The 13374-nt window shown below is 50.1% G+C and carries 14 protein-coding genes; 7 read left to right on the forward strand and 7 right to left on the reverse strand.

Going from position 1 to position 13374, the window contains the following annotated elements; genetic code table 11:
- Positions 1-56 precede the first annotated feature (56 nt).
- A complete protein-coding gene (locus tag JOD20_RS16005; RefSeq protein ID WP_204756231.1) occupies positions 57-1070 on the reverse strand; it encodes a methyltransferase domain-containing protein in 1014 nt (337 codons plus the stop codon).
- 132 nt (positions 1071-1202) lie between these two features.
- Between JOD20_RS16005 and JOD20_RS16010 the strand changes: the two genes are divergently transcribed.
- Positions 1203-2123: a glycosyltransferase family 2 protein gene (locus tag JOD20_RS16010; protein WP_204756259.1), complete on the forward strand. Its 921-nt coding sequence runs from the start codon at positions 1203-1205 to the stop codon at positions 2121-2123.
- On the forward strand, positions 2101-3537 hold the full coding sequence (locus JOD20_RS16015; protein WP_204756232.1) for an undecaprenyl-phosphate glucose phosphotransferase: 1437 nt from the start codon (positions 2101-2103) through the stop codon (positions 3535-3537). The genes JOD20_RS16010 and JOD20_RS16015 overlap by 23 nt, the downstream gene beginning before the upstream one ends.
- 176 nt (positions 3538-3713) lie before the next feature.
- Here JOD20_RS16015 and JOD20_RS16020 read toward each other — a convergent pair whose 3' ends face one another.
- Positions 3714-5237: an MFS transporter gene (locus JOD20_RS16020; protein WP_204756233.1), complete on the reverse strand. Its 1524-nt coding sequence runs from the start codon at positions 5235-5237 to the stop codon at positions 3714-3716.
- Positions 5238-5437: 200 nt separating this feature from the next.
- Between JOD20_RS16020 and JOD20_RS16025 the strand changes: the two genes are divergently transcribed.
- A complete protein-coding gene (locus tag JOD20_RS16025) occupies positions 5438-5854 on the forward strand; it encodes a hypothetical protein (protein WP_204756234.1) in 417 nt (138 codons plus the stop codon).
- Positions 5855-5895: 41 nt separating this feature from the next.
- On the opposite strand, the gene JOD20_RS16030 is transcribed toward JOD20_RS16025, so the two are convergent.
- The 5 genes from JOD20_RS16030 to JOD20_RS16050 all read right to left on the reverse strand — a co-directional run bounded on the left by JOD20_RS16030 (position 5896) and on the right by JOD20_RS16050 (position 9964).
- Positions 5896-6336: an Rrf2 family transcriptional regulator gene (locus JOD20_RS16030; protein ID WP_204756235.1), complete on the reverse strand. Its 441-nt coding sequence runs from the start codon at positions 6334-6336 to the stop codon at positions 5896-5898.
- A gap of 120 nt (positions 6337-6456) precedes the next feature.
- Complete coding sequence (locus tag JOD20_RS16035) at positions 6457-7095, reverse strand: hypothetical protein (RefSeq protein WP_204756236.1); 639 nt, start codon at positions 7093-7095, stop codon at positions 6457-6459.
- The gene (locus tag JOD20_RS16040) at positions 7092-7814 is read right to left on the reverse strand and encodes a DUF1990 domain-containing protein (protein ID WP_204756237.1); all 723 of its coding nucleotides are present in this window, start codon (positions 7812-7814) and stop codon (positions 7092-7094) included. Before JOD20_RS16040 ends, JOD20_RS16035 begins: the two co-directional genes overlap by 4 nt.
- Entirely contained in the window at positions 7807-8448 is a 642-nt protein-coding gene (locus tag JOD20_RS16045; protein WP_204756238.1) for a DUF1990 family protein, read from the reverse strand. The genes JOD20_RS16040 and JOD20_RS16045 overlap by 8 nt, the downstream gene beginning before the upstream one ends.
- Before the next feature lie 280 nt (positions 8449-8728).
- Entirely contained in the window at positions 8729-9964 is a 1236-nt protein-coding gene (locus JOD20_RS16050) for an ammonium transporter (protein ID WP_204756239.1), read from the reverse strand.
- Between the two features lie 100 nt (positions 9965-10064).
- Between JOD20_RS16050 and JOD20_RS16055 the strand changes: the two genes are divergently transcribed.
- The 4 genes from JOD20_RS16055 (at position 10065) to JOD20_RS16070 (ending at position 13102) form a co-directional block, all read left to right on the forward strand.
- A complete protein-coding gene (locus tag JOD20_RS16055; RefSeq protein ID WP_204756240.1) occupies positions 10065-10202 on the forward strand; it encodes a hypothetical protein in 138 nt (45 codons plus the stop codon).
- Positions 10203-10515: 313 nt separating this feature from the next.
- The gene (locus tag JOD20_RS16060; RefSeq protein ID WP_204756241.1) at positions 10516-10902 is read left to right on the forward strand and encodes a CopG family transcriptional regulator; all 387 of its coding nucleotides are present in this window, start codon (positions 10516-10518) and stop codon (positions 10900-10902) included.
- Between the two features lie 14 nt (positions 10903-10916).
- Entirely contained in the window at positions 10917-11948 is a 1032-nt protein-coding gene (locus JOD20_RS16065) for a GNAT family N-acetyltransferase (protein ID WP_204756242.1), read from the forward strand.
- A gap of 218 nt (positions 11949-12166) precedes the next feature.
- Entirely contained in the window at positions 12167-13102 is a 936-nt protein-coding gene (locus JOD20_RS16070; RefSeq protein WP_239583891.1) for an aldo/keto reductase, read from the forward strand.
- Positions 13103-13374: the final 272 nt, after the last annotated feature.

Below are 13374 nucleotides of genomic sequence, written 5' to 3' on the forward strand. Positions count from 1 at the left end.
ATGCTGGCTCACAACTGAGTTAGACTCATTGTAGCGCAAATGGCTTAAGCTTCAAGTTATGAACGCTTAAGTTTATTGAGCATGCGCATCGCTCGGCCATTATTAACCGCGTTGAGGCGTTGCTCAAGGTGTTCGAGGTATTGATTTTTAACTTCAAGTGTGGCTTCAAGGCGGCGAATATAATGATTCATGCTTTGAAGTTGTTTGGCAATCTCGGCATGATCGGCCTCGAACCAAGCAAGTTTTTGGCTGGTTTGTTCAAGCTGGGCTTGCAGTTCGGCGTTATGACGGCTTTGGGCATTGCGCGAGGGTTTGGCTGCATAGATCGTCAGAAACAAATACTCTGTTGATTCATCGCTATACAACACTTCAAAGCCCGCTTTTTCCAAGACCATCGTTAAGGTTTCAGCAGTATAGTGGACGGGATGCGAGGCACAAAAAATATGCAAGCTATGGCCGCGGCGCAGATATTCATCGGCAAAGCTGTAGGCGGGAACTTGAATTGCCAAAACGCCATCGGGCGTGAGCAAATCGTAGAGTTGTTGCAGCATCTGGACTGGCTGATGCAGATGTTCGACCACATGCCAACAGGTAATCAGATCATACAATTGCCCTTCTGGCAAGGCTTCGAGATTGGGATAAATTGGAAAGCCAAAGCGTTCGCGGGCCGCTGCCGCCGAAACCAGCGATAATTCCACCCCGCTTGGCCGCCAGCCGCGGCGAGCTGCTGCCGCCAACAAATAGCCGCGATTACAGCCAACATCGAGAATCGAACGCGGTTTGAGGTTGGTCATTGTTTCAAGCCAGGCAATGATCTCATCGCGGTCGTCCACGGCTTGGGCCTGTTGCTCAGCATCGTAATCATAGACATCGCTTTGATCTTCGAGCATATGAATGCCTGCTAAGCTTAGGCGTGGATTCTGGTAGACAACCGAGCAGCCAAGGCATTGATTGAGCGTTACGCCTATTTCAAGATGTGGTTCTGGGTAATGGGCCACAAAGCGCGCCTCTGGGTGCTGACAGATAGGGCAGGCATTGATCGATTCGATTGGGAACGCTTGAGTCGTCACAGCACAATCCTTTCGCTAGAACATTGCATGGCGCATCGCCTGGGATGCTGAGTGCTTGCCCATTATACCAACGCTGATTGTTACGCAAGCGATACAATTGCGCTTGATATTATGCAGTATAATTGGCACGCTATGAAACATATTGCTGTTGTGATTCTTAATTTCAATTCGGGCGATGTATTGAAACCTTGTTTAGCTTCATTGGCTGAGCAAGATTGGGATGGTCGGCTTGATGTCTGGGTGGTTGATAATGCATCAGCCGATTCCAGTGTGGCGATGGTGCGCGAGCAGTTTGCTTGGGTGCGCCTCATTGCATCGCCAGAAAATATTGGTTTTTCTGCGGGCAACAATCTCGCCTTGCGCCAGATTTTGGCCGAAACGCCAACGCCTGAGGCGGTTTTGGTGCTCAACCCCGATACAGTTGTGCCAAGCAATGGTATTTCTGGCTTGGTTGCGGCCTTGGTTGAACGACCAAAAGCGGGGATTGTCGGGCCAAAATTGGTGCTAGCCGATGGCTCGCTCGACCTTGCGTGTCGGCGTTCGTTTCCCTCTGCCGAGGTTGCGCTTTACCGCATGATTGGCTTAGCGGCGCTGTTTCCGCGCTCGCCGCGCTTTGGCCGCTACAATATGACCTATCTTGATCCTGATGTGACGACCGAAGTCGATTCGATTGTTGGCGCAGCAATGTTGTTGCGCACTGAAGTCTTGCGCGATGTGGGCTTGCTCGATGAAGCCTTTTTTATGTATGGCGAAGATCTCGATTGGTGTTATCGCACCAAGAGCTATGGCTGGCAAGTTTGGTACGATCCACGGGTAACCATTTTGCACTATAAACGGGTTTCGAGCACGCGCCGCGCAGTGCCCTCGATTCGGGCATTTTATGATGCAATGCGAATTTTTCATCGCAAGCATTATGAGGCGACGACACTTGCACCGCTCAATTGGTTGATTTACCTCGGCATTCGATTAAAAGAATGGCAAGCGTTAGTGCGCAATCGATTGCGTCCGTTAGCCTCTCGGCGAGCAATGCATGGCAACAACAAGAATGCTTAATCAAACAACCGTCGTTACGCGCCGCTATCGTTACGTTGTGCTATTGCTGCTGATTAGCTGCGATATTATTGGCGTGAACGGTGGTTTTTTCTTAGCCTACTACCTTAATCTCGATGCAATTGTGCGCGAATTTCAGCCGCCAAGTGCTGGCCAAGTGCTGCTGACCTTGGCGGTGCTGAATGCCTTGTTTGGCACGCTGTTTACGGCCAACGGGCTGTATCGCATGCAGCGTGGTGGCTCGCGCATCGACGAAGGCTACCATATTTTTCGGGCAATTGCGATTGGCACGGTGATGTTTATCGCGCTTAATACCGTGTTCCCGTTGCTCAACATCACCACCCAAACCTTGGTCTATGGCTGGATTTTGGCGATTATTCTGACCACAATCTTGCGTTTGCTTTATCATCAAGGCATTGGCCAGCTGCGGTTGCGCGGCTATGATACGCGGCGGGTGTTGATTGTTGGCGCTGGCGAAATTGGCCAATTGGTCTATCGCCAGATGAGCAAAGTGCCAACCTTGGGCTACCAAATTATTGGCTTCCTCTCCAACGACACGCCGACTGGTCAGCAAGTGCTTGATGATGTGCCAGTTTTGGGCAAACGCGCTAAACTTGGCTTAGCAGTGCGCACTTGTGCGATCGATGAAGTGATTATTGCCGTTAGTGGGGCATCGTATAACGATATTTTTGCCTTGGTTTCACAAATCGATGATGAAAGTGTGGCGATTAAAATTTATCCCGATGCCTTTCAATTAATTACCAATAATGAAGTGTCGGTTGGTGAATTGAGTGGTTTGCCGCTGATTACCTTGCGGGCTGTGCCGCTTGATCGCCAATTGAACCGCACGATTAAGCGCTTGCTTGATGTGGCAGTTTCGGCGACGGCCTTGATTATGCTTTCGCCGTTGTTGCTGTTAATTGGCATTTTGATCAAAATTGATTCGCCAGGCCCAGCGTTTTTTATTCAAGAGCGGGTTGGCCGTGATGGTCGGCCATTTAAGATGATCAAATATCGTTCGATGCGAACTGATGCTGAAAAAATGGGCAGCTGGACAACGCCGAATGATGATCGGCGTACCCGTTTGGGCACCTTCTTGCGCCGCTTCTCAATCGATGAATTGCCGCAATTTATCAATGTGTTGTTGGGTGATATGAGTGTGGTTGGGCCACGGCCTGAGCAACCGCGCTATGTGGCCCAATTTAGCGAGCAAATTCCACGTTATATGCATCGCCATCGCGAGAAGGCTGGTATTACTGGTTGGGCACAAGTTAATGGTTTACGTGGCGACACCTCAATCGAGGAGCGGACGCGCTACGATTTGTATTATATCGAAAACTGGTCGCCCATGTTTGATATTAAAATTATTATTCGCACTGCCTACGATGCGATTCGCGGCAATGAGAATGCCTACTAAACGTTTACTTGTAGAGTGGTAGGTTTTTAAGACATGGTAATCGACCTTTATTGGCGATCACCACCCTTCCGTCCCGCCTCAAGGCGGGAAACACAGGGGGCTTTAATCCCCCTGTACCCCCTAAATGGCAATCATTCGCATAGGCTTTTCATTCCCTGCACCTCAATTAACATCGGTTAAGCAAACAGCGGTGTATCGCCTTCGCTGCGTTCGCGAGGCAGCCACCAAATTGGAATCAAGGCCAACAAGCAAATGACGGCAGCAGCAAAAAAAGTGCTGTGATAGACCGTCATCTCATTTTGGGTGAATGCTGCTAGCGCCTTGCCATTTTCTAAATCTTCGAGGGTTAATACCAAGCGACTGTTGAGACTGTTTCGATAGGATAAACTCCACGAAGCCAAGGCTGAAACGCCCAAGGTAATGCCGACCATGCGCAATGCATTGAGCAAGCCAGCTGCCGTGCCCATTGATTCACGGGCAACGTTGCCAATCGCAGCGGCGCTTAACGCTGGCAACACCAAACCAAAGCCAGTTCCGGTAAGCAGCAGATAGAGCGTTAACATCCATTGGTTGGTTTCAAGGTTCCAAAAACCAAGCAAGCAAAAGCCGACTGCCGTGATGATCATCCCAAGGCTAGCAACCAAGCGCGCGCTGATCCGGCGCATCAACATCCCACCCAAAACAGCGCCAATTGGAATCATAACCGTCAAGCGCATAAGGGTTAATCCGCCGCTGAGGGCATCGCCTGAGAGCACAGTGCCAACAAAAAACGGCACATTGACCATGCCAACAATCAAGGCCATGCCAACCAACAAATTGGTAATATTGGCGGCGCTAAACGCTGGAGTGCGAAAGGCGCTTAGTTCAATTAATGGCGTTTTGGTGCGCCGTTCCCACCAAATAAAGCCAATAAAACTAACCACCGTTAATAGCAACAGCCCAATTGTGAGCGGCGATGTCCACTCGACTGCATATTGGTCGAGATTGCCGCTTTCGGCGCTTGGTTCGACGGCGAGGCTGCCAAGCGAGCGTGAAAGTGCGACTGTTAATGCAGTTAAACTGATTGCGATCAAGCCGCCACCGACATAATCGACAGCTCCGCGGTTGCCTGGCCGATCTGGCAACGTCCGAATAATTGCCCATGCCAATACGGCACCTAAGGGTACATTCAGCCAGAAAACCCAGCGCCACCCATCAACATCCAAGAGTTGAATTTGCGAGATTAGGCCGCCATAGGCTGGGCCAAGCACCCCGCCAGCCTCACCAGCAGCGCCCATAATTCCCAAGGCAGTAGCATGATGGATTGGCTTAACCTCGTCCATGGCGATTGCAAGGCCAATCGGCAAGACAGCGCCGCCGCCAATGGCCTGAACGATGCGCCAAGCAACCAACGACCAAACGCTATTGGCCAAGGCGCAGCCAATCGAGCCAACCACAAAAACCCCTAAAGCTGCCAAAAATAAGCGGCGATGGCCGTAGGCATCGGCGATGCGGCCAAGCAAGGGCATGGCAACCGTGTAGCCAAGCAGATAGCCAGTAATAACCCAAATGCCCTGCTCAAGCGCTTGATCAACGCTCAAACCCAAGGTGCTGACCACATTTGGTAAGACGGTGATCACCACCGTTTGGTCGAGGGCGGCCAGAAAAATAATCAGGGCTGTCCAAACAAGGCCCCATGGCCAGCGACGTGTTTCTGCCATATTGTTGGATTCCTACCGCTAGTTTCTCTTCGTGCTGCATCATAGCATGTAGCTTTAGCCCACGACAAGGATTGTCACGAGCGTTAACAGATTGGGCCTTGGGGATGTGGTGCTTCGCAGATTAATTAAAAGACCAGCCTATAAACCTTGGTATCTACAGTGTATAGTGAATGCGATTGATTGCGCTATGGAGGCCTACGATGCACTTGCCACGCGGAAGCACTGGTTTTTGGATGGCTCACGACGATCCATTACCAGCATTTGATCCGAAGGATTTTACCCGGCTTGGCTATGCTATTGTGCAAGCACTCGGAGCGCGAATCGTAAAGCAGGATATTCATTCGCAGCTAGCTCGCAGTTATCATGTGCTGATCGTCCAAACGGAGCAGACATCTTGGAGTTTGCTCGGGCATACAGTTCACCCAATTATCGCCAGCGTTACAGGAATTGTCGATCCCTATGTTGATCAACGGCCTTTTTGTGATCTCCCAAACTTGACAGCTATTGCCGCAAGTTTTGGGGTGACTAGCTATCCGGCAGCAATGCTCAATCATTGTGTTGAGGAAACATGGCTCAGCAATCTAGCACCAGTCGAGTTACGTGAAATTCGCGCTTAGAAACCCCAACGCATGGGCGATATTCTGTTTAATTATTGGGATTAAGAGCATGCTTGTGGCTTGGCTTCGGCCTGCATCTCGCGCACAACCTCGGCGAGGCTTTTATTGGCCAGCACTTGTTGCATTGCAGCTTCGGCATTGCTAAAAATCGTGCTAAGCACTGGCTGAATCGTGCGCCCACAGCGACAATCTTGGTTGGGCGAGCTGGCATGCAACGGTAAAATGCGGCAATTTTCGGTGGCACGATAAATATCGTTGAGGGTAATTTCGTGAGCAGAGCGTGCCAAACGCGTGCCACCGTCTGCGCCGTATTCGGTGTGAACTAAGCCCGCTTTGTTCAGCCGGCCCAAAATTCGCCGAATAACCACCGGATTGGTGTTGACGCTGGCTGCAATTGAGCTTGAGGAAAGAGCTTGATTGGCATTGGTTTCAAGCAGTGCCAAAATATGCACCGCTACAGCGAATCGACTGCTTGCACTCATGGTTTTTTGCCTCATTGTGAATATGAAACAAGTATAGTTACATTTTAACCAGCTGTCAATGAAGCTTAAATAGCGATTTGGTGTTGCTTTGATAACCAGCGTATCAATACCATTTTTTAGCTAGGCCCAATCGTTGGCTGCAAACAGGCTTTCAATCGCGCTGCGTGGGCTGCTCAAAACCGGAATTTTTTGTTGACATAATTTTATTGCAGCGGCCATTGATGCTTGGGCTAAAACAATCACATCGGCGGCCTGAATCTGCGCAAGCTGCATGGCAATTTGCTGCAAATAACTGGCTTGATCGTTGGCTAAAAACGCCTGCCACGCGTCACCACAAAGGTAGGTTTCGATCTGAATTGGCTTGGCTTGTTGCTTGGCAATGCTATGCAAGAGTTGCGTGGTTGGTTCAAGCGTGCTTTGTAATGCCGCAACCACGGCTATGCGTGAGCCAAGCCCAATTGCCTGCTGGGCCATCGCGCGATCAACGCGCACAACCTTAGGGCTAAGCGTCTCGGCGAGGCCGCCAAGGGTCGAGCAGGTGCACAGAATTTGCTGCATGCCTTGGGCCTGCAACTGGTCGATGATTTGCCGAAGCTGGTGCTCAATGTCTGGAGTTAAGCCTTCGTGGCGTGCTTGTTCAAGCAAAGCTGGCACAACCACGTGCTCAACCGCACAGCTTGGCGCAATTTCAACAATTAATTGATCAAAGGTTGCCACGTGCACGGCGGCAGTATGAATGAAGCCTAATGTGCTGATCATTGTTTTTCGACGACCTCGGCCAATTGTTCAGCAGCCTCGGGATTATTGGCGGTGCTTTGGATGGGCGTTTGCTCGCTGGCTTGGCTTGGCACACCAGCTAAGGCTTCTTGCACCAAGGTTTGCATACGCTTCATCGCATCACGCGCAAACCGCAACTGCAAATGCCGCCCAAAAAGTTTAAAGCCAATCCAATAGATCGGGTTGCTAATGCGCCCAGTTTGGGAGAAGGCATGGATTCGGAAGAGCACTTGGCCAGTTTCGACTATTTTAACAATGCTGAAATCAATTTGGCCGCGCTCGAAATGGCCTTGCAAGGTTTGGTAGTTGTAGCCCCAAATGCGCTCGCTGCCATGGTCGGCCTGGCGGGTTTCGTCGATCACGCCACCAATTTTAACCCCAAAATAGAAGGTAAAGCCCAAAAATGTGCCGCGCAACAACATAATCCGCTGCTCTAACGGCTGATCGGGAATAAAAATGCCGGTGATCAGATCTGGTGGCGGAAAGCGATATTCGCGTAGCACCGTGCAGGCTGCCTGCCACGAGCCATACGCTTGCGGCTCACCTGGCTGTTCTGGCGGCAATTCAGCCTCGTAATCATCAACATTCCAGCCATTTTCCTTAGTATATTCGTGGACGCGCTGCAAATCGAAATTCAGTTGGGCATCGCGATAGGATTCGATTTGTTGGCGATATTGTTGCCATAAAGGTGTTTCAGTCATGGATCACTACCTCGCCCTCGATTGTTTGTTCGATTGTGCTGGTCTGGATTTCGCCAAGCTGCTCTGCTTGGGCGTATTCAACCACGCGTTCGCAAAAGGTGCGCCAAACTTGGGTTTGCACTGCTTTGCCAATCGTATAGGCCATTTCGACCAAGCCATCGCGCGAGCGAGCCTCGGAGCCAATTTCAAAGCGCCAAGTTTGGGCTTGCTCAGGATGTAGTTTAAGCTCAAAGTGAATCTGGCCCGCTTCTGGGTGGCCTTCGAGTGTGCTGAAACTGAAGCTCAACGGTTGACTTTCACGCACGCGCACTGAGCCATTCCACGGCCCCAAAATGGCAATATCATATTCATCGCCAACCTGCATCACACGCTCATCGCCAGTGGCTTTGCGAAAATCGGCAAATAAGCCAGGGCTGAAATCGGGCAGATTGGCCTTGATATGTTTGACCAAGCTTTCTGGTGTTTGTTTGGGCGCTGCAAAATCGACCCAATACCGGCGGCGATAGAGCGAGCCGCTGCCTGCTTGTGGGCGTTGGGTTGTTTTGCCGCGTTTGAAACGGCGCTGCCAGAGTTGGCTTAAACCGACAAATCCTAGACCCAGCCCGAACATCCAAACGATATGCCGTCGTTGCATGGTTGACCTCATTGTAAACCGCGATTGATCGTGATTGATCTTAACTGAGGTGTTGTGTATGCAAAAAGAGCACCACGAATTGAGCTTCGGCGATGATATGCTTAAACAAAAACCCGAGCTATGGAAAAATCCATAGCTCGGGTTGAACGAACTGACTTAGGCTTGAGCGCTCTTTGGCATGCGCAACCAAACAGCAACCATCGCGACGAATAAGACCAAAGCAATGATGAATTCCATGGTGTAACTCCTTATAAACGAATGCGATAGAGATTCAAACCGATTAGGCACCCATCCGATAGGCGATTTCGCCGTGTTGGCTGCTATCCAACCCTTGTTCTTCTTCGGCTTCAGTAACCCGAATGCCAAACAAGAGATCAACAACTTTGAGAATGCCCCAGGTCATTGCGCCAGCATAGACTGCCACAATCCCGACCGTGAGCGCTTGTACGCCGAGTTGGCTCCAGTTGCCTGCAAGGAGGCCATCAGCGCCAGCTGGATTGATGCTCTTGGTAGCGAAAACACCGACCAAAAGTGCCCCCAGCAATCCGCCAACCCCGTGCACGCCGAACACATCAAGCGCATCGTCGACCCGACCACGCACCAAGTTTTCGACCACGAAGTAGCAGATACCACCAGCCAAGAAGCCAATCAGCAACGAGGCCATTGGAGTCACAAAACCAGCAGCAGGCGTGATTGCGACCAAACCAGCGACGGCCCCTGCCGAAGCACCAAGCACGCTTGGGCGTTTGTGTTGAATCCAGCCGGCGGTCATCCAAGCCAGCATTGCCATTGCTGCTGCTGAGTTGGTGTTGACAAAGGCTGAAACTGCCAAGCCGCCAGCACCCAACGAGCTGCCTGCATTGAAACCAAACCAGCCAAACCACAGCAAAGCGGTGCCAATCACGGTCATTGTAGTATCGTGTGGCTCCATTGCTTCTTTGCCATAGCCCGAACGGCGGCCCAACACCAAGGCACAAACTAAGGCCGAAACCCCTGACGTGATGTGGACAACCGTGCCACCAGCAAAGTCCAACGCGCCTAATGAGCGTAACCAGCCGCCATCAGCCCAAACCCAGTGCGCTACTGGCGCGTAAATCAGGGTTGACCAGGCCAATGAGAACACAACAAACGATTTGAAGCGCTTGCGTTCGGCAAAGGCACCTGAAATCAGGGCAGGCGTGATGACCGCAAACATCATTTGGTAGATCATAAAGGCTTGATGCGGGATTGTTGCTGCATAGGTTGGGTTTGGCGCGATGCCCACGTTGCGCAGGCCAACCCAATCGAGGCTGCCAATGACACCACCAACATCAGGCCCAAACGCTAAACTATAGCCAAAGAGTACCCATTGCACACTGATTAAGGCCAACATAAAAAAGCTGTGCATCAAGGTTGAAAGCACGTTCTTCTTGCGAACCATCCCGCCATAAAACAGCCCTAAGGCGGGGGTCATCAACATAACCAGGGCGGCTGAGAGAAGCACCCAAACCGTATCGGCTCCGTTAATCATTTCCATGCTGCGGGTCTCCCTAACTTGTGCTGAATGTCGGACGCTAACTGCTTGAACATTCGTGATCCGCAGCGCTGGGGATCATCGGATTGTGGATGAGTGTTGAATGGTTGAAGCTGGTTTTTGTTGGACACTTGTACAAAACGTACAAACAAAAACCGATTTTCGCTTGCTTGGCAGCAATATGATGCTTGAAACTTGGTTAGCACTAAGCATAGCCGATCCAAATATGGGCTTGAATTAGCAAATTGCACGATCTTAATTGATTGTTAATTGTGCATGTTGTACAAAGAGATCAGTCAATCTAGGGTTGGCTAAATTGCCTAAGTTTGTTACGCTCGATGACTGAATAGTAATAATTAATTAAGCTTTTCGCTAGTAGCTCTGTGCAAATCTGCCTAACCTCGTTTGGTTGGAGTGCTTAACAGGATAGTGTTTTTATTTGACATACTATAAGCTTTTCGCTCATTACAGAGCTGATGAATATTGCTGCTTGACAAGTATATGCTCCATATGTATGCTCTTTGTATTCCATTGGGAATATATAAGGAGGATATATGGCGGATATAGAAAAAGTATCGATTAATTTGAGCGTGGTCGATTTAGGCCAGATCGACCTTTTGGTTGATCAAGGCTTTTATTCCAGCAGAACTGATTTTTTTCGGGCGGCGGTGCGCACGCAACTTGGCGGCCACGACGAAGCAATTAAGCAAGCAGTTGTACGCACCTCATCGGTATTAGGGGTGATTCTATTTGACCGCGAGCGCTTGGAGCGCATGCAACAAAACAACGAGCAAGCACGAATTGTGGTGGTTGGTTTGCTGATTCTCAGCAACGATATTTCGGTTGAGCTAGCCCAAGCGACGATTAAATCGATCAAGGTGTATGGCGCATTGCGGTCTAGCCCTGAGGTTAAGGCAGCGCTGGCTGATCGCATTAAATAAGCTGAGGAACCTTTATGCACTTAACAAGCTTCAGATTTGGCCATGCAAGCGAGGCCGACTATCACGCGTTGGCGCTTTTTGAGCAGCAAATTCGCCACGAGCGCACGCCCGATGATCCGCCAATGACGACTGCCTTTTTGGTCAATGTGTGGCAAAGCATTCCCGATTTTGTCGATTATCGGGTGTGGGCCTTGTGTGATGCAGGGCAGATTGTGGCGACTGGAATGCTGCATATGTTGTTGCTCGATACCAATCGCAATCTTGCAGACCTGAATCTCGCCGTGTTGGCTGGCTATCGTGGGCGTGGCTTAGCACGACGTTTATTGCGCGAAATGCTGCCCGTTGTGATTGAATCGGAGCGCACGGTCATTGTTGGTACCACAACCCAAGCGGTTGCCGCTGGTGAGCATTTTGCCCAAAAGCTCGGCGCTGAAGCGCGGCTAAAAACCCAAATTAATCAATTAGTGCTGGCTGAAATCGACGAACAATTATTGCAGCAATGGCTGCAACCAAATCAGCAATTAAGCGAGCGCTTTGAGTTGGGTATGTGGCAAGGGCGGTATCCTGAGGCTGAATTGGCGGCGATTGTGGCCTTGTATGAGGTGATGAATCAACAGCCCTACGATGATTTGGATTATGAGCCGTTGCATTTTACCGCTGAGCAACTACGTGAGCTTGAGCAAACCCAATTGGCTAATGGCATGCAACGCTGGACGTGTTATGTGCGCGAGCGGGCAACCAACGCTTTGGCGGGCTATACTGAAATTTTTTGGCATCGCGAACGACCACATGTTGTTCAGCAAGGAGATACTGGTGTTTTTGAGCACTATCGTAATTACGGGCTAGGCCGTTGGCTTAAGGCTGCAATGCTCGATTATATGCGGCGTGAATTGCCAATGGTGCAGTTTGTCCGCACAACCAACGCCAATTCGAACGCGCCAATGTTGAAAATCAACCAAGCCTTGGGCTTCAAGCCCTACCTATCTCAAACGATGTGGCAAGGCTCGTTGGCCCAAATTCAGCACTATCTTGATCAGGCTGAATAATTTTTGATTGACATAAATATTTAGGCTCTGGCAATAAAATGGTGTTAATTTTTTGATAGCAAATATTCTGCTATACAAAATAAAACATATAACTAGCAATGCTGTTTGGCGTAAAAATGTGTTACCCTAAAGCTGAGCCGAGGCCTACCCCAAGGCTTTGGATAGTGTGAGATGCTCGTATGAAAAACCCGTACACGATTTCACGAACCGATCTCCAGATGGCACCAATTGGCTATGGTTGTATGACGATTGGGGGTAATTGGAGCAACGAGCCATGGACGAGCAGCGAATATGAAACTGGGCGCAAAGCCCTTGCTGCGGCACTGGAGCAGGATATTACGCTGTTTGATCATGCTGATATTTACACGCGCGGCAAATCGGAGCGAATTTTTGGCGAACTTTTGGCTGAGCGACCAAGCCTGCGCGATCAGATTGTTTTGCAATCGAAGTGTGGTATTCGCTTTGCCGATGAGCCTGCTGGCTCGCCACAGCGCTACGATTTCAGCTACGAACATATTATTGCCTCGGTTGAAGGCAGCCTCAAACGGCTCAACACCGATCACCTTGATCTGTTGTTGTTACACCGCCCGGATATGCTGGTCGAGCCAGAGGAAATTGCGCGGGCTTTTGACCAATTGCAACAAAGCGGCAAGGTACGCTATTTTGGGGTCAGCAACCATTCGCCAGCCCAAATTGAGCTAACTCAAGCGGCGCTTGACCAGCCGTTGGTGGTTAATCAGGTGCAATTGAGCTTATTACACCATCAATTAATTAGCGAAGGCATTGATACCAATCGCAGCAATTTGGCTTTTAATGCAGCCTTTGGCTTGCTCGATTATTGTCGTTTGCACAAGATTCAAATTCAAGCGTGGGGGCCATTGTCTGGTGGCCAATTGGTTAATTTCAAGGATGATGCGCCAGCCAATGTTAAGGCAACTGCGGCCTTGGTCAATCAATTGGCTGAACAGTATGGCGTAAGTTCTGAAGCGATTCAATTGGCATGGTTGTTGCGTCACCCAGCCCAGATTTTACCAATTATTGGCACCACCAACCCAGGCCGCATTGCTGCCACCAAAGAAGCGTTGCAGATCGAACTCAATCGCGAAGAATGGTATCATCTGCTGGCAGCAGCTCGCACCGCAAACGTGCCTTAGGAGATTAAACGAGCGCTGTGGTAACCACAGCGCTCATTCCAAGGCATAAAATCGATCAAGCGTTGATCAAAGACCATCTCATAAGTAATGAGCATCGGAACGCCCGAACTTTGGGTGCAGACAATCATTGGGCCACACCATGCGGCGATTTGATGCACAATCTATAAGACGAACTCATAATTCCCTTTGTGAAAATGAAATTGGCCACAAAGTTGGTGGGCACAACGCCAACTACGTTTGGCAAACTAAGTTCTTCTTCACCCAAACAGTCA

The organism is Herpetosiphon giganteus (genome assembly GCF_016907925.1).
GTDB lineage: Bacteria > Chloroflexota > Chloroflexia > Chloroflexales > Herpetosiphonaceae > Herpetosiphon > Herpetosiphon giganteus.